This window comes from Nonomuraea sp. NPDC050310 (assembly GCF_040655795.1).
Lineage (GTDB): Bacteria > Actinomycetota > Actinomycetes > Streptosporangiales > Streptosporangiaceae > Nonomuraea.
On sequence record NZ_JBFAKP010000014.1, the window covers coordinates 103,500 to 119,942 of the forward strand.

At 70.5% G+C, this 16,443-nt stretch carries 15 protein-coding genes; 6 read left to right on the forward strand and 9 right to left on the reverse strand.

Annotated features, from left to right (window positions below; all coding sequences use genetic code 11):
• Positions 1-25: 25 nt before the first annotated feature.
• The 4 genes from AB0I67_RS28380 to AB0I67_RS28395 form a co-directional block, all read right to left on the reverse strand.
• Entirely contained in the window at positions 26-2,122 is a 2,097-nt protein-coding gene (locus AB0I67_RS28380) for a (Fe-S)-binding protein (protein ID WP_357929220.1), read from the reverse strand.
• Positions 2,123-2,230: 108 nt separating this feature from the next.
• Complete coding sequence (locus AB0I67_RS28385) at positions 2,231-2,818, reverse strand: TetR family transcriptional regulator (protein ID WP_357929222.1); 588 nt, start codon at positions 2,816-2,818, stop codon at positions 2,231-2,233.
• A complete protein-coding gene (locus tag AB0I67_RS28390) occupies positions 2,815-3,570 on the reverse strand; it encodes a class I SAM-dependent methyltransferase (protein ID WP_357929225.1) in 756 nt (251 codons plus the stop codon). The genes AB0I67_RS28385 and AB0I67_RS28390 overlap by 4 nt, the downstream gene beginning before the upstream one ends.
• The gene (locus AB0I67_RS28395; RefSeq protein ID WP_357929228.1) at positions 3,567-4,376 is read right to left on the reverse strand and encodes a sugar phosphate isomerase/epimerase; all 810 of its coding nucleotides are present in this window, start codon (positions 4,374-4,376) and stop codon (positions 3,567-3,569) included. The genes AB0I67_RS28390 and AB0I67_RS28395 overlap by 4 nt, the downstream gene beginning before the upstream one ends.
• 39 nt (positions 4,377-4,415) lie before the next feature.
• Between AB0I67_RS28395 and AB0I67_RS28400 the strand changes: the two genes are divergently transcribed.
• On the forward strand, positions 4,416-5,117 hold the full coding sequence (locus AB0I67_RS28400; RefSeq protein ID WP_357929231.1) for a class I SAM-dependent methyltransferase: 702 nt from the start codon (positions 4,416-4,418) through the stop codon (positions 5,115-5,117).
• On the opposite strand, the gene AB0I67_RS28405 is transcribed toward AB0I67_RS28400, so the two are convergent.
• The 5 genes from AB0I67_RS28405 to AB0I67_RS28425 all read right to left on the reverse strand — a co-directional run bounded on the left by AB0I67_RS28405 (position 5,108) and on the right by AB0I67_RS28425 (position 11,331).
• Positions 5,108-6,442 carry a DUF4407 domain-containing protein gene (locus tag AB0I67_RS28405; protein ID WP_357929233.1) on the reverse strand — a complete coding sequence of 445 codons (1,335 nt, stop codon included), beginning with the start codon at positions 6,440-6,442 and terminating at the stop codon, positions 5,108-5,110. The genes AB0I67_RS28400 and AB0I67_RS28405 overlap by 10 nt on opposite strands.
• Positions 6,435-7,577: a hypothetical protein gene (locus AB0I67_RS28410; RefSeq protein ID WP_357929235.1), complete on the reverse strand. Its 1,143-nt coding sequence runs from the start codon at positions 7,575-7,577 to the stop codon at positions 6,435-6,437. Before AB0I67_RS28410 ends, AB0I67_RS28405 begins: the two co-directional genes overlap by 8 nt.
• Positions 7,574-9,589, reverse strand: coding sequence for a hypothetical protein (locus AB0I67_RS28415; protein ID WP_357929238.1), 2,016 nt, complete (start codon positions 9,587-9,589; stop codon positions 7,574-7,576). The genes AB0I67_RS28410 and AB0I67_RS28415 overlap by 4 nt, the downstream gene beginning before the upstream one ends.
• Positions 9,589-10,530, reverse strand: a complete 942-nt coding sequence (locus tag AB0I67_RS28420) for a hypothetical protein (protein WP_357929240.1) — start codon at positions 10,528-10,530, stop codon at positions 9,589-9,591. The genes AB0I67_RS28415 and AB0I67_RS28420 overlap by 1 nt, the downstream gene beginning before the upstream one ends.
• 87 nt (positions 10,531-10,617) lie before the next feature.
• Positions 10,618-11,331, reverse strand: coding sequence for a Crp/Fnr family transcriptional regulator (locus AB0I67_RS28425; RefSeq protein ID WP_357929242.1), 714 nt, complete (start codon positions 11,329-11,331; stop codon positions 10,618-10,620).
• A 195-nt stretch (positions 11,332-11,526) separates the two neighbouring features.
• On the opposite strand from AB0I67_RS28425, the gene AB0I67_RS28430 reads away from it, so the two are divergent.
• The 5 genes from AB0I67_RS28430 to AB0I67_RS28450 all read left to right on the forward strand — a co-directional run bounded on the left by AB0I67_RS28430 (position 11,527) and on the right by AB0I67_RS28450 (position 16,220).
• Positions 11,527-13,707 carry a M28 family peptidase gene (locus AB0I67_RS28430; RefSeq protein WP_357929245.1) on the forward strand — a complete coding sequence of 727 codons (2,181 nt, stop codon included), beginning with the start codon at positions 11,527-11,529 and terminating at the stop codon, positions 13,705-13,707.
• A 43-nt stretch (positions 13,708-13,750) separates the two neighbouring features.
• On the forward strand, positions 13,751-14,113 hold the full coding sequence (locus AB0I67_RS28435; RefSeq protein WP_357929248.1) for a MerR family transcriptional regulator: 363 nt from the start codon (positions 13,751-13,753) through the stop codon (positions 14,111-14,113).
• Positions 14,110-14,418, forward strand: coding sequence for a thioredoxin (trxA, locus tag AB0I67_RS28440; protein ID WP_357929251.1), 309 nt, complete (start codon positions 14,110-14,112; stop codon positions 14,416-14,418). Before AB0I67_RS28435 ends, trxA begins: the two co-directional genes overlap by 4 nt.
• A 36-nt stretch (positions 14,419-14,454) precedes the next feature.
• Positions 14,455-15,351 carry a neutral zinc metallopeptidase gene (locus tag AB0I67_RS28445; RefSeq protein WP_357929254.1) on the forward strand — a complete coding sequence of 299 codons (897 nt, stop codon included), beginning with the start codon at positions 14,455-14,457 and terminating at the stop codon, positions 15,349-15,351.
• Positions 15,352-15,452: 101 nt separating this feature from the next.
• Positions 15,453-16,220 carry an antibiotic biosynthesis monooxygenase gene (locus AB0I67_RS28450; RefSeq protein WP_357929257.1) on the forward strand — a complete coding sequence of 256 codons (768 nt, stop codon included), beginning with the start codon at positions 15,453-15,455 and terminating at the stop codon, positions 16,218-16,220.
• Positions 16,221-16,443 lie beyond the last annotated feature (223 nt).

A 16,443-nucleotide genomic window follows, 5' to 3' on the forward strand; every position in this document is an offset into this window, starting at 1 on the left:
GTTTCGGGCTTGACCTGCGGCCTTGTCAGGACTTGACAGAGCGGATGAGGAGCTGGGCCACGTCCACGACCTCCAGCGACTCCTTGGCCTCGCCGCCGTTCTTCTTCTCGTTGATGGCGTCACCGAGCATCACGAGACAGAACGGGCAGGCCGTGGAGACGGTGTCGGGATTCGTGGTCAGCGCCTCGTCCACGCGCTCGGTGTTGATGCGCTTGCCGATGCGCTCCTCCATCCACATGCGCGCGCCGCCGGCGCCGCAGCAGAAGCCGCGGTCCTTGTGGCGGTGCATCTCCTGGGTCTGGACGCCGGGCACCTTCGACATGATGTCGCGGGGCTGGCTGTAGACCTTGTTGTGGCGGCCGAGGAAGCACGGGTCGTGGTAGGTGATCTTCTCCTCGATCGGCGTGACCGGCACCAGCTTGCCCTCGTCGACCAGCTTGGCCAGCAACTGCGTGTGGTGGACCACCTCGTAGGTGCCGCCCAGCGCCGGGTACTCGTTGGCCAGGGTGTTGAAGCAGTGCGGGCAGGTCGCGACGATCTTCTTCGCGCCGACCTCGTTCAGCGTCTCGATGTTCTGCTTGGCGAGCATGTTGAAGATGAACTCCATGCCCAGGCGGCGGGCCGGGTCACCGGTGCAGGCCTCCATCGGGCCGAGCACGGCGTACTTGACGCCGGCGATGTGCAGCAGTTCTGCGACGGCCTTGGTGGTCTTCTTCGCGCGGTCCTCCAGGGCGCCGGCGCAGCCGACCCAGAAGAGGTACTCGGTGTCCTCGGGCAGCTTCTCGTCCACCAGCGGGACCTCGAAGTCGAGCTCCTCGATCCAGTCGGCCCGCTTCATCTCGGACATGCCCCACGGGTTGGCCTTGTTCTCCAGGTTCTTGATCATCACGCCCGCCTCGGAGGGGAAGGACGATTCGACCATGACCTGGTAGCGGCGCATGTCGAGGATGTGGTCGATGTGCTCGATGTCCACCGGGCACTGCTCGACGCAGGCACCGCAGTTGGTGCAGGACCACAGCACGTCGGGGTGGATGACGCCGTCCTCGCCGACCAGCGGCTTCTCCAGCAGCGCCAGCACGTCCTGGCCGGCGTGCGAGGTGTCGGCGCCGGGGAGCAGGTAGGGGGCGATCTTGAAGGCGTGGTCGCGCTGGTCGAGGATGAGCATCTTCGGCGACAGCGGCTTGTCGGTGTTCCAGGCGGGGCACTGCGACTGACAACGTCCGCACTCGGTGCAGGAGTAGAAGTCGAGGTAGCCCTTCCAGGTGGTGTCCTGGATCTTGCCGCGGCCCAGCTTCTCCGGGTCGAGGTCCTCGTCCTCGAAGTCGACCAGCTTGCCGTCGATCCGCATCTCCTCGGCGGCGCCGAGCCCGTCGGGGCGGCGGCCGAAGAGCACGTTGAGCGGCGCGGTGAAGATGTGCAGGTGCTTGGAGTTCACCACGATGATGAGGAACACCAGCATGAAGCCGATGTGCAGCAGGAGGGCGATCTCCTCCAGCAGCGCGCTGGCCGGCAGCACCTCGCCGAGCGCGAGGGAGACGAAGGCGCCGCCGTCGTAGGGCAGGTTGCCGTTGGCCGCGGCGGCGCCGCGGGCCAGGAAGAGCGTCCAGATGATGTTGAAGATCATGAACAGGACGAGCCAGGCACCGCCCAGGTGCGAGCCGAAGAAGCGCGACTTGCGGCCCTCGGTCTTCGGCGAGTTCTTGATCCGGATGATCGCGAAGGCGACCAGGCCGAGGAGGCAGGCGACCGCGATGAAGTCCTGGAGGAAGCCCAGCACCGACCACTGGCCGATCAGCGGGATGTGGAAGTTGGGCCGGCCGGTGATCGCGCCCTGGATGATCCCGCCGTACGCCTCGATGTAGACGGTCAGCAGGATGAAGAAGGCCCACATCACGAAGAAGTGCGCGACGCCGGAGGCGGTCCACTTGAGCAGCTTCTTCTGCCCGAACACCTCGACGATCTGCGCCTTCAGCTCCTCGGGCACGTGCGTCTTGGCGTACTCGACGCGCTCGGGCGCGGGTGGACCGGAGGTGGCCAGCTTGAAGAGGAACAACGCACGGCGACCGGCGACGGCCACCGCCGCGACGGTCATGACGAGCGCGACGATCGCTACCCAGAGCACGAGGCCCCTCCCACAGAATTGCGTTGGCTGCCAGCGTACGACGGCCGGTCATCCACGTACCCGCCAGGATTCCTACTGGCGGGTAACTTTACCATCTAGAACATTGCTCTATGGGTCAAGGTAGCGTTGGATCGTCGGAGCCACCAGTTCCACGAGCTCCTCGACGTCCGCGGACGCCAGCGGCTCCAGGCACAGAACATAGCGGCCCATCACCAGACCGAACATCTGCGCGAAGGCCGCCTCCATCCGCAACCGCGGCACCCCGAGCGTGTCGGCGACACGGAACAGCAGGGCGTTCGTCATGAACTCCCTGATCATGCCCATGGCCTGGTCGTTGGTAACCGCCGAGCGCAGCAGCGCGATCACCGACTGGCGGCGCTCCGGGTCGGAGGTGATCCCGAGGATCAGCCGGACCAGCCGCTCGCCCATCTCCTCCCGCGGCCCCTCCAGCACGTGCGGGACCACGTCCTCCGGGCTGATCGGGAGCTGCATCGCCGCCGCGAAGATGCCCTCCTTCGAGGCGAAATAGTGGTGCACCAGCGCCGGGTCCACCGCCGCCTCCCGGGCGATCCCGCGCACGGTGGCCTTGTCGAACCCCTTCTCCGCGAACACCCGGCGGGCCGCGGACAGGATCTCGCCCCGCGTGTCCACCGAACCCGGCCGGCGCCCCGGCCGCCGGGCGGCGCCCTCGCTCACGCGCCCACCGCCAGGTAGACGCGCACCGGGACGGACAACATGCCGTCGGTCGCCGCCTCGCGCAGCAGCTCGCGCTGCCGCCCGACCAGCTCGTCGGCCCGGCCGGGCTCCAGCGCGGCCATGTAGGAGTGCGAGCGCAGGTCGAGCAGGAACTCCTCCACGCCGACCAGCCTGGTCCACGGGATCCAGCGCTCCTCGACGTCGAGCACCGCCGCGATCGACGGCACCCGCCACTCCGGGTGCGCCGGGCCCCAGTACTCCGGCGCCAGCTCGGCCAGCCGCGCCTCGTAGGCGGCCAGCCACTCCGCCCGCGCGGTGTCGTGCGTGTTCCACCAGGCGGCCACCCTGCCCGTACGGCGGAGCACCCGCCGGGCCTCGGCGATCGAGGCGACGGGGTCGAGCCAGTGCCAGGACTGGGCGTAACACACCAGGTCGGCCACGCCGTCCCGCAGCGGGAGCGCGTTGCCGTCGGCCAGCACGGCGCCTGCCGTACCGGTGTCGTCGGTGCGCGCGACCAGCCGGGCCAGCATGCCCGCGCCCGGGTCGAGGGCGACCACGCGCGCGCCGTGCGCCAGCAGGGCGCGGGTCGAGATGCCCGTGCCCGCGCCCACGTCCACCACGAGCGCGCCGGGCAGGCGCACGCCCGACAGCTCGGTCAGCGCCTCGAACAGCCCGTCCGGATAGCCCGGCCGGGCCGCGTCGTAGGCGTCGGCGACCCGGTCGAAGACCCGGCCCAGCGCACGTTCGATCATGAGGCCGTCGCGAGGTGCAGCCGCGCGAAGGCCAGCGCCTCGGCGAGGTCGTCGACCCGCTCGGTACGGCTGGCCGCCTTGCGGGTGTTGATCTCCAGGACGACGTTGCCGGTGAAGCCGGTGTTGGCCAGCCGCTCCAGGACCTGCGCGCACGGCTGGGTGCCACGGCCAGGGACGAGGTGCTCGTCCAGGTTCGTGACCCCCTTGCCGTCAGCGAGGTGCAGGTGCGCGAGCCGGTCGCCGAGCTTGACCGCCATCTCCATCGCGTCGCTGCCGGACACCGCGGTGTGCGACAGGTCGAGCGTGACGTTCGGGAAGTCGAAGTCGATCGGGTTCCAGTCGGGCGAGTACGGGACGACCTGCTTGCCCCTGGCCTTGAGCGGGAACATGTTCTCGACCGCGAAGACGACGTCGGTCTCGTCGCGCATGCGGGCGAGACCGGTCTCGAAGTCGCGCGCGTAGTCGCGCTGCCACCGGAACGGCGGGTGCACCACGACCGTCGAGGCGCCGAGCCGCTCGGCGGCCTGCTGGGCGCGCACGAGCTTCGCCCAGGGGTCGCGACCCCACACGCGCTGCGTGACGATCAGGCACGGCGCGTGGATGGCCAGCACCGGCACCTGGTAGTGGTCCGACAGCCGTTCGATGACGTCGATGTCCTGGCTCACCGGGTCTGCGCCGACCATGATCTCGACGCCGTCGTAGCCGAGGCGCCCGGCGAGCTCGAACGCGTCGGGAGTGCGTTCCGGATATACCGAAGCCGTGGACAATGCGATCTTCGCATTGGGCACGCGGATGACGTCTGCCACGTTGCCAGCCTAAGCCGCGCTCGCTCCTATCGTTGAACCATGCCACGCATACAGAAGGGGGCGATCCCCAGTCCGAACATCTGGAACACCCCGGGCGTCTACGAGACGGAGAACCGCGCGGTCGATCCCGACGGGGTGGCCGACCGGCGGCTGCGCGAGCTGCGGAGCTGGGACGGCGCCACCATCCTCGACGTCGGCTGCGGCACCGGCTACCACCTGCCCGCCTACGCCGTCCACGCCCGTGCGGTGATCGGCGTCGAGCCGCACGGCGACCTGGCCGCCGCCGCCCGCCGCCGCTGCGCCGCCCTGCCCGGCGTCACCGTGCACACCGCCACCGCCCAGGCGCTCCCCCTGCCCGACCGCTCCGTGGACGTGGCCGTCGCCCGCTGGGCCTACTTCTTCGGCCCCGGCTGCGAGCCCGGCCTGGCCGAGCTCGCCCGCGTGCTGCGGCCCGGCGGCGCCGCCTTCGTCATCGACCTCGACGCCACCCGCGGCTCCTTCGGCCGCTGGTTCCGCCGGACCGTGCCGCAGTACTCCCCCGAACGCGTCGAGACCTTCTGGGCCCGGCAGGGCTGGCACCGCGAGGAGCTCGACCTGCGGATGAGCTTCGCCACCCGGGCCGACCTGGAGGCCGTGCTCCGCATCGAGTTCAGCCCCGAGGTGGCCGAGGCCGCCGCCGCCGAGACCCCCGGCCTCGACCTGCCCTACCCGAACGTGCTGCGGTGGCGCCGCTACGGTTGAGGCTCGGATTCTCCCCGCAGCCGCCGAACGATGCCCGCGGCGAACCGCTCGGCCTCGCGGTCCTGGTCGGCGACCTCGATCCGCTGGCGCAGGTCCGCATCGCGCTTGCGGCGCTGGATGGCCTGTTCCTCCTCGTACAGCAGGTTCTCGTAGCCGCCGACGACCTTGCGGTCGTTGAAGGCCAGTTCGGCGTCGTGCCGCCGCAGCGAGCTCTGCAACTCGCGGGTGACGAGCTCGTCGTAGCGGGTGGTGCCGTTCAGCAGCTTGGAGATGATCGGCAGGCAGTCGAAGAGAACCAGGAAGATCCGGAGCAGCCAGTGCATGAAGAGCACGAAGCCACTCTCGGAAGAGACCCGGCCCAGGGCCTCCCACCGCTCGGCCAGCCCGATCGTCGTTGACTCGGCCCGCTTCTCGGCCAGTTTCGCGGCGATGCCACGCTCGATCTCCGCTGCTCGCTCGGTACGCACCTGAGCCTTGGCAGTGGCGACCTCGCCGAGGCCGCGCTGAGCCGCCGCCAGGGCGCGCTCCTGGGCGGGCAGGTCGACCGCGCGTTCCAGCTTGCCCAGGTCGGTTCGCAGTTGCCGGCAGCTCGGTCCCACGCCGACCTTCCCGGTCCTGCCGTCACCCCCGGTGCCGTTGCATTCGAGCTGTGCGTCCCGGCGCAGGCGAGCCACGTCGCGCCGGTCCTGGGTGAGCTTCCTGGTGAGCGCGGCGACGTCCTTCTCCTTGTCACCGACCGTGCCGTCGGCGGCAGCCACCTTCTCCGACCCGTTGAGCAGGTCACCCTCACAGCCGGCCGGCACTGGACCCTCCAGCGGGTTGCACCGGCGCAGCTCGCTCTCCCGGTGGTCGAGCGCGGCAGTGCGGGTGGCCGCGATCTCCTGGTCGAGGCGCGACTGGAAGATCTTGAGCGTCAGCGGCTCGGCGATGAACAACCCCAGGACGATGGCGATCAGCAGCCGCACACCGAACCCACCCCATCGGGCTCTGCTTGCCGTACCGTGCATGCCGGTGATGAGGAAGCGGTCGAGGTTGGCCACGATGGCCGCCCAGACCAGGGCGATCGGGGCGAGCAGGATCCACGGCACGTCCGGCAGCAGAAGCGAGGCCGCGCTCCACAGCGAGAAGGCCGCGATGAGCGCCGTGCTCACCACGATCGTGGCGAGGCTGGTGTAGCGGGCCCGCTCCTGCGGCACCTCGTTGAGCAGCCGCTCATCCACGCCGACCAGGCGGCGCAGGAGCCGGCCCAGCGGGACCACCCGCGCACGGCGGCGCTCGGGGACCCGGTGATGGCCGTTGATCGGGCGGGCCGGGGCGTCAATCACGCAGGTCCTCCTCCATCAGGAGGTCGTTGTCCGACCCGATGGCGACGACGGGCGACTCGTGGGCCGGTTCGACCGGCGCCTGCTCGATCTGCTCCAGGCCGTTCTCCTCCAGCGTCTTGAGGAGCTCGTCACCGGTGGTCTGGTCGAACAAGCCCCGCGAGATGGCGGCGCGGATGGCCTCGTTCCGGCCACGCTCCTGGACGATCCGCAGCTCGTGCTCCCGCTGCTCGCGCATCCGCTCCAGCTCGGTTATCGCCTGCCTGGCCTGCTGCTCGACGGTCCACTCGCTGTTCGCCCGGTCGCGGACGAATAGAGCGGCCGTCTCGGGAGACAGGTTCGGCGTGCTCAGGAACAGCCCGTCGGCCGCCCGACCGCCCTGCTCCATGAAGTTGGTGATCTTGGCCGCGTCCTGGAGCTGGTGGTCGCGGGCGCTGCCCTGCTGCATGTGCTCGAACCGGTTGGTGTTGTGCGTCTTGACCTGGAGGTGCGCCTGCTCGTCGAGTTCGATGTCCTGGAGCACCTTGCGGGTGTCGTGGCTGGCGAGCACCCTGATCCGCTCCACCTCCTGGGTGGCCTCGGCCTCGGCGACCGCACTCGGGGTCAGCACCTCGACGCTCGACAACGCGACCACCATGCCGGGGATGATCGGCGGGAAGTAGGTGGTGGCCGACTTCACCTCGGCGAACACCAGGATCCGCACCTCGCTGACCTCGCTGAGCGAGTGCTTGAGCCCGAGGCCGAGCAGCCGCTGGTTGCTCTTGAGGTAGTTGGCCAGCGCGCCGCTCACGTGGACCGTCCCGCTCTGCACGACCTGGACGGGATCGACGACCGTGCACGCGAAGGTGACACGGACGGTGAAGTCGTTCTTGCCCTGCGACCGGATGCCGATCTCCGCGACGACCGCGCGGTCCTTGGCGAGGTCCACGAGGCTGACGCTGTTGGCCTCGACGACGAAGGGCTCGTCGCCGCGCAGGAGCCGCTCGTCACCGCGCTGGTAGGAGCCTCCATGCTTGAACACGAGCACCTGGTGCGGAAGCGGGGTGGGCAGATCCATGATCGAACGCCGGGCGGTCCTGAGGAAGCCGGGCTTGGGGACCGGGTAGAGCTCCCGCTGCTCCACTACGGGGTAGGTCATCTCACTCCCTGAACATCGAAGAAAAGGTGCAGCAGGCGCAGGAAGACGGCCAGCCGTTCCCGCTCGCTGTCGCGGACCATGACGTGGTCACGGAAATCCAGGACGAACAGCCGCCGTTCCCGGACCGACAACGCCCTGGCGAGCTCGGCGAAGAGCCGTTCGACCAGCTCGCAGTCGCGCTCGCTCCGCTCGTCGAAGGCGCAGACGGCCTGGTGGAACGCGGCCATCGCGGCCTTGCGGTGCGGCCGGTTGACCAGGACCGCGGCCCACAGCCGGGCCAGCGGTTCGGCGACCGCCGGGCGCTCGCGCAGATGCCTGGCGGCGATGGGCTCCCCGTCCTGCCCGTCGTCCTCGGCGTCGCGGATCTCCAGCACCCCGACGGCGGTGCGCAGGAGCGTCTGGGTGAACGTGCCCGCGACGGGCGCGACGGCCAGCCGGCGGAGGAGCCAGCGCAGCACCGGGACTGCGTTACCGGTCGCGGTGGTCAGAGTGGCGAAGAGCTGGGCGAAGGCCACCCGCGCCGAGCCGCCTTCCCGCCCGCCGGCCTCGAGCAGCTCGCCGAGGCGTTGGACCGCCTCGGTGGGATAGCGCGCGCCGAGCTCGCCGCTGAAGGCGAAGGCGGCCGTGGCGCGCAACGGGACGGACGACGAGCGTGTCCAGTCGATGGCGGTCTTCAGCGCGATCGGGCCCAGCAGGTCGTCGAGGCACATCCAGGACAACACGTGGGCGGCCACGACCTGCCCGGCCCACCCCCGCCCGCCGCCCGCCCACGGCAACAGGAATCGGTCCTCCACATAGTCGTAGTCCTCGGCGGCCAGGAGCGCGATGCCGTGCGCGAGCTGCGCCTGCAGCTCGAAGTCGGGTTCTGTGACGATCGTGTCGAGCCAGGCGGCGATCGGCTCCCACAGTTCGGGCCCGCACCGGTCCCACAGCTCCGAGACCACGTACCGGCGGTAGGCATGGTCGTGGAAGCGCAGCCGCCGCTGTTGCTGCCCGCGGAACCGGCCGGTCTGCTGCTCCAGTGTGAACAACGAGTCCCCGGTCAAGCGCGCCCGCCTGCTCTCGGCCACGGCCTGGCTCTCCACGCCCACCTCGGCCGGCGCCGCCCGGCCGGTCGTCAGCCTGGCCAGCAGTTCCTCGAACACCCGCTCACGCAGGCCGTAGGTGAAGAGCATGGCCGCCAGCTCGAAGTCCTTGGCGGCGTCACGCGCCGGTCCGGCGAACCACTTCGCCACGCGCTGCCGTCCGGAGGCGCTCAGCTTGTCGACCGCCTCCGTCAAGTCCGCGCCACTGGCCAGCCGCCGGGCCAGCTCCACGAGATCGGCCATGGAGGAGTCGGCGGTCAGCAGGGCGGCGGCCTCCGCGACAACCTCGGGAGGCACGCCGTAGGCGGTCAGCACGGCCTCGGCCGCCGGACGCTCCCAGCGGGCGCACCACATCGGCGGGGGTGAGGAGAGCGATCCCGTGATCACTAGGTGGGCGTCCGCCTGCTTGATCCGCGTCTCCAGGGCGCGCACGTGGAAGTCGGTGACCTCGCGGTCGAGCCGGGCACCGGCCCAGCCGCACAGCAGGTAGCCGTATCCCTGCCGATAGTCGCGCCCCGCCAGTTCCTCCAGCGTGTACGAAGGGGCAAGCTCGATGAGGTGCTCAGCGAGGCCGTGCAGCAGGTTGATGGCGCCCGTACGCCGCCCGGTCCCCTGCGGTCCGGTGAGCGCGACGACTCTGGAGGCGACGAGGGTCTCGCGCGCCTCGGCGTAGCAACCCGGCGCCACGTAGGACCGGGTCACCCGGGTGATCTCCTCCACGGAGATCGGGCCGGAGCCGCGCCGCCTGGCGCGGCCGCCGCCGGAGTTGTCGACGCCGAAAACGGCGCCCTCCACCTCGCGGAAGAAGTTGTTGATGACCGTCTGGCCCTGGTTGAGCTGGCGCACGTTCTCCGCGGAGAGGTCCTGCTCCGGCTCCTCGACCGGCTCCAGTGGCTCCTCGGCCTGGGCCGGCTCCGCCGTCTCCATCAGTTCTTGAACCCGAAGACGGCGTTCTCCGCGAAGACCGGCCCGCGGAAGTTCTGGACCACGATCTTCTCCGCCACGAACCGCTGCAACAGCGGCTCGGCGTCGGCGTCGGCCTCCGTGAGCAGTTCGAGGCTCTCCACCAGCTCCTCACGCGAAGCCGGGTCCTCCTGCTCGCCCCTGCGCTTGCGGAAGGCGCGGAGCCGGTCCAGCAGGGACTTGGTCGCCGCGACCATGCCCTCGGTGCCGTAGGCGCCCACGCGCTCCAGCCCGCCGGCCGCGATGATCGGCCAGAGCGTCTCGGCCGTCTCGGCAATCGTCGAATTCACGTTCTTCTTCCCTTCGTCGAGGTGGTGGCGGCTCGCCCGGCGGCCCAGGACGCGGATCCAGGCGATCTCCTCGCCTTCCTTCGTCCGAGCCAGGGCGGGGGTGAAATCGTCCGGCTCGTGGGCGGTGTGGCCCTGCCGTACGGTGTCTTCGAAGACCCGCTCGGACAGGACGAGGACCAGATCGGCCTCCGGCGCCGAGGCGAGTGCCGCGCGGGCGGCATCGCTGTCGGCGAGGCGGCAGGCGGTCACCACCGCCTGCCCGGCGAAGCCGTTGGCGCTGGGCATCGAGGCTCCGTGGTGGACGGCGAGGCGCAACCGCAGCCGGGCCTCGTCGCGGAGGTCGGCGTTGTGCCGGCGCAACGCGGTGGCCAGCTTGTGCACGAAGTCGTCGAGCACCGCGGGCTCGTGCTCGTGCGGCGGGAGGATGGCCAGTTCGCCGTCGCCCGACCCCTGGCGGGCCCACGCCTCCCGGTCGAGACCCGCCCCCGCAGCGGCCTCGGTCAGGACTTTGATCAAGCCTGCCTGGATCGCCTCGTGCCGCTGGTCCGTTCCGCTGCCGTAGCCCTTGGCGTCCACGGCCAGGATCAGGCCGCGGCGGAAACCGGCATTCGACACTTCGCCCTCCCAGGTAATCGTCCGTGCGGCAGCAAGCTTGCAGGAAGCTCGGCCGCAGAAAGTCGTACTAGTACGGAATCTGATGATTTACCGGTCGGGACGGCAATCTTTGCCCCAGAAATCCGACAATCCATCTACATCGGTAACAAAAAGCCGCCGGTACCCGGATCGCACAAGTCCGGCCTTCTTCAGCTCCTGCACCGCCTTGCCGACGGCGTCCTCCCCGGCACCGATCAGCCGGCCCAGCTCCAGCTGGGTGAGATCGACACCGGTGTCCCTGCCCTGAGGCCGTTCCTGCCCGTAACGCTCGGCCAGCTCGCCGAGCGCCCGCGCCAGCCGAGCTGGCACGCCGTATCCCGCCGTGTCCAGCCTGCGGTTGTTGGCCCAGTCGAGCTGGTCGGCCACCATGCGGAGCACCGCGTTCCAAGCCTCCGGCCACCGGGTCAGGTAAGCGCGGAACGCCTCGGCGGAGATGACCGTGGCCAGCACCGGCGAGCAGGCGGCGACCGTCGCCACACGCGGGGTGCCGCGCAGCGCGGCCAGCTCGCCGACCACGTCGCCGCTCACCCGGATGCCCAGCAGCGCCTCGGCGCCGTTCTCCAGGTAGGCCCAGACCTTGACGCACGCGGTGGAACCGGTGCGGGAGCGCAGCAGGTACACCTCGTCGCGGAGCCGGTCACCCTGATGGATGAGGGTGTCTCCCGGCTCGAAAGACCGGGGCGAACCGAGCGAAAGAAGATCCTCTCTCGCGGATTCCCCCAGTCGTGACATGAATGTGCCCGCTGGCCACCATTCCGGCATTTATCACCCTGAGATGGGACAACAACCGAAATATCAAAACAAGGTCTGTCACTGTACACATCACGCCGATGAAACGTCCATCAAACTCGGGAAAGAAACTCATCTTTGGGCTAGGTGCATGTGCTCCCTTCGGCTGACCCGCGGATAGTCCTCGCGAATGATCCTCTTTGCGATGTATCGCCCTAATCTGGCCGCATGAGGGCTTCTTTCGCGCTGGTGTTGCTGGCGCTCGTGGCCGCGCTGACCGTCTGGGACGTCGCGCCGCCGGCGCCCGCGGGGGCCGAAGCCGCCGGGTTCAGCGCCGAGCGGGCCTTCCGGCACGTCGAGGCGGTCGCGAAGGCGCCGCGGCCGACCGGGTCGGCGGAGAACGACCGGGTCCGTGAGCACCTGCTGGCCGAGCTGCGCGAGCTGGGCTTCGAGACGCGGGTGCACGAGGCGGTGGGCAAGTTCCCGCGCGAGCTGGCCGACGACGTGATCCCGCTGGCGCGGACGCGCAACATCATCGCGGTACGGCCCGGCACGGCGCCCACCGGCAAGGTGGTGCTGGCCGGGCACTACGACTCGGTGCACGCCGGGCCGGGCGCGGCCGACGACGGCATCGCGGTGGCGACGATGCTGGAGACCGCGTCGCGGCTGCCGCGCGCGCTCAAGAACGACCTCGTGCTGCTGTTCACCGACGGCGAGGAGGTCGGCCTGCTGGGCGCCGAGGCGCTCACCCGCGAGCGGGCGCTGGGCGACGGGCCCGTGGTGGTGGTCAACAACGAGGCGCGCGGGGTCACCGGGCCGGTGCTCACCTTCCGCGCCTCGGCGGGGAGCGCGCCGCTGATGAGCCTGTACGGCTCCGCCGTACCGCATCCCGCGGCCGACTCCGGCTTCGCGGCGATCATGAAGATGCTGCCGAACGACACCGACTTCACCGCCTTCACCCAGGCGAACTGGCTGGCCCTCGACTCGGCGATCGTCGGAGGCGGCGCGTACTACCACACGCCCCTCGACGACCCCGCGCACCTCGACCGCGGCAGCCTGCAGCAGATGGGCGAGAACACCCTCGCGCTGGCCACCGCGCTCGGCGCGGCGGATCTGGCGACGTTGCGCAACGGCCAGGAACTCGTCTACTTCAACGTCCCCGGCCTGTTCGTGCGCTACCCGGCCTGGCTGGAGCTGCCCGTGGCGCTCCTCGGCCTGGTCGCGGCCGGGCTGCTGGTCGTCGTGCTCCGGCGGCGGGCGCTGCTCAGCCTGCCGGCCACCGCCGCCGCGGCCGGGCTGGCGCTGCTGCCGGTCGCGGGGGCGGCCGGGCTGGCCGCCGGGTTCATGCCGCTGCTGGAGCTCATCCGGCCCGAGTACGCGGGCATGCTGCTGGGCGACCCCTACCGGCCCGGCCTGTACCAGGCGGCGCTGCTGGTCGCCACGGCGGCGCTGGTGGCCGGCTGGTTCGTGCTCCTGCGCGGACGGCGGCTGACCGCAGCGGCGCTGGGCGCGGGCGGTGTCGTCGTCGTGGCCCTGCTCGGCGTGCTCTCGGCGCTCTTCCTGCCGGGCGGCTCCCACCCCTACGCCTGGCCGGCGCTGGCCGCGGCGCTCGGCTGGCTGGCCGCGCTCCGCCTCGACCGGACATCTGGAGCCCTTCCCTCAAGCTGGCCCGCGGTGGCCGCGCTGACCCTGGGCCTGGCTCCGGGGGCTGTGCTGCTGGTCGGCTCGGCGCTCAGCGGTCTCGGACTCGGGCTGGTGATGGGCGGCCTGGTCGCGGCGCCCACCTTCGCGCTCTTCCTGCTGCTGGTCACGCCTCTGATGGCCACCGCGCGCTGGCCGGTGCCGGCGCTCGCGGCGGTGGTCGCGCTCGCCCTGACCGGCGGCGGGCTCGCGGTGGACCGCTTCGACGTCGCCCACCCGAGGCAGCAGCATCTCGCCTACGCCCTCGACACCGCCACCGGCAAGGCGGCGTGGAGCGTGCCGCCGGCCGAGGGCGTCGCGGGCGGGCCGGTCGACGCCGAGCACTTCTTCGGCCGCGACACCCCGGCCATCGCCGCGCCGCCCGCTCCGCTGGCGGCTCCGGAGATCAAGGTGCTCGCCGACGAGAGCGCCGCGGCCGGCCGTACCGTGCGGGTACGGCTCAGCGGCCGCAACGAGATCGGCCTGGAGGTGACCGGCGGCGCGGAGTTCACCGTCGGGGGCATCCGGGTCGGCCGGGCTCGCGGGGTCGCCTTCCTCAACCCGCCCCCCGAGGGCGTGGAGGTCACCCTGGTGCTCAAGCCGGGGCCGGCCAAGGTGCGGGCCTTCTCCCAGGGGTTCGACCTGAGCGTGGTGCCGGGCTATCGGCCCGCGCCCGACCTGGTCAACCTGCACCCGTCCGCGACCGCCTTCCGGGACCAGTCGCTGTGACCCGCTTGACCTTGACACAGGCGTCAACGTTTACGTTGGAGGCATGCGGATCGGAGAGCTGGCCCGAAGGGCAGGGGTGAGCCCGCGCTCGCTCCGGTACTACGAGCAGCACGGCCTGCTCTCGGCCCGGCGCGGCGGCAACGGCTACCGGGAGTACACCGAAGAGGACGTCAAGCTCGTCACGGAGATCCGGGCGCTGCTGTCCATCGGGTTCACCCTGGAGGACACACGGCCCTTCGTCGACTGCCTGCGCGGCGGCCACCCCTCGGGCGGCTCCTGCGCGGAGTCGGTGGCGGTCTACCGGCGGAAGATCGCCGAGATCGACGACGAGATCCGCGCCCTGCTCCTTCGCCGCGCGGAGGTCTCCGCCCAGCTCGCAGCCAGTTGCACGAGGAGAATTTCATGATCACTCTGACCGCCGACAACTTCGAGGAGCAGGTGCTCCAGGCCGACAAGCCGGTGCTGGTCGACTTCTGGGCCGAGTGGTGCGGGCCGTGCCGGATGGTCGCGCCGGTGCTGGAGCAGATCGAGGCGGAGTACGGCCTGACCATCGGCAAGCTCAACTACGACGAGTACGGCGACATCGGCGCCCGTTACGGCGTGCTCGGGCTGCCCACGCTGTTGCTCTTCCAGAACGGCGAGCCGGTCAAGCAGATCGTCGGCGCCAAGCCCAAGCGCCTGCTCGTCCAGGAACTCGGCCTGGAGCACTAGTTCCGACAAACCAGACATATGGCATGATTTGCGGACGTGCTCCGCAAATCCCCCTTTCTGCTGGTCGGCATGCTGCTGCTCGCGAGTTGTGCGACCGCTCCTCCGGCCGCCTCCGGGCTCGCTCCCACGCCCACCCCGACGGCCGCTCCCGCCAAGGCCGCGGCCGCCACCGCCCCGCGGCAGCCCGGCCCCAGCGCGCCGCCCGCCTTCGACCAGGCGCGCGACCACAACCCGCTCAACAAGCTCAGCAAGGCCAAGACCCTGTCCTGCAGCGGCACCCCAGCCGTCAAGGTCCGCAAGTGGGACACCATGAAGCGCTACCTCACCGCGGTGAAGGGCTGCCTCGACCGGTTCTGGAAGCGCGAGTTCGCCCGTGCCGGGCTCCGCTACACCCCGCCCGGCGCCACCTTCGTCCGCAAGGCCCCGGCGCGCTTCTGCGGGCTGGAGTGGGGCAAGAACGCCGGCGGCATGTACTGCGACCTGGCCGGGCTCAAGGAGGACAAGCGCTTCACCGTCGTCGTGCGCCCCGACGACGTCTGGCCCGAGATGCGGATCGACCTGGCCATCCTGACCGCCCACGAGTACGGTCACCACGTCCAGAAGATGTCCGGCTACATGAGCTACATCGACAAGGCCTTCTGGCAGGCCGACAAGAAGGGCCGCAAGGCGGCCGACCTGGTCAACCGGCGTTCGGAGCTGCAGACCGAGTGCTTCGCCGGGGTCGCGCTCGGCGCGCTCTACGACTCCATGTTCCCCTCCCGCGCGCCCTGGGACGACTACCGCGCCTACACCGCCCGCTGGGACCAGGAAGCCTCCTGGGACCGCAGCCACGGCCTGCCCCGCACCCAGGTGACCTGGATGGAACGCGGCTGGAAGGCCGGCACCACCGGCGCGTGCGACACCTGGCACGCCAAGTCCTCCGCGGTGAAGTAGGACCTGTTCCGCACTGGCTTGTGCCTTCCTCAGCGACGGGGCTATTACACGATTACACATTGGCGTTAAGGTTTTGATCACCGTCTCCCGGAGGAGCTCCGATGATCGTCGAGTACATCCGCTACCGCCTCCCCGACGAACTCTCGGCGGAGTTCGAGCAGGCCTACGGCAGAGCCTCCCGCCTGCTCGCGCAAGCGCCCCAGTGCGTCGACTACGAACTCAGCCGCTGCGTGGACGAGCCCGCCTGCTACACCCTGCGGATCACCTGGACCTCGGCCCAGGACCACCTCGAAGGATTCAGGCGCGGCGAGCTGTTCCCCGCCTTCCTGGCGGAGATCCGCCCGTACATCGGGATGATCGAGGAGATGCGCCACTACAAGCCGACCGCGGTGCGCGGCGCCGGCGGCTCCGTCCCCACCCTGTACGAGTGGCTGGGCGGCACCGAGGCCCTGGAACGGCTCACCGAACGCTTCTACGAAAAGGTCATGGCCGACGAGCTCATCGGGCCGCTGTTCGCGCACATGGACTCGGACCACCCCCGATACGTGGCCATGTGGCTGGCGGAGGTCTTCGGCGGCCCGGCGCGCTACACCGGCGAGCGCGGCGGCTACCCGCACATGCTGCGCATGCACCTCGGCAAGGCGATCACCGAGGCCCACCGCCGCCGCTGGGTGAGCCTGCTGGCCGACGCCGCCGACGCGGTCGGCCTGCCGGACGACCCGGAGTTCCGCGCCGCGTTCATGGGCTACATCGAATGGGGCACCCGGCTCGCCCTCGCCAACTCCCAGCCCGGCGCCACCCCAGTGGACCAGGCCCCGGTACCCCGGTGGGGCTGGGGAATCGCCCCGCCCTACAAACCGAGTAGCTGAGAACCCCGCATGGCGAGCAAGCGGCGTCCGTCCCGGACGGCCGCGAAACAGGGCGGATCCGGCGCTGATCGTTATCCTGGTGGCGTGAGCTCCGGCGATGATCTCCGCACGGCCGACACCCAAGTCTCCGTCGTCTCGGCAGCTCGTGCTCAGGACTTGGCACCCGTGGCAGACATCCGAGCTGCCGACACGCAGATCTCCGGTTCCTCGCCGGTCAGAGAAC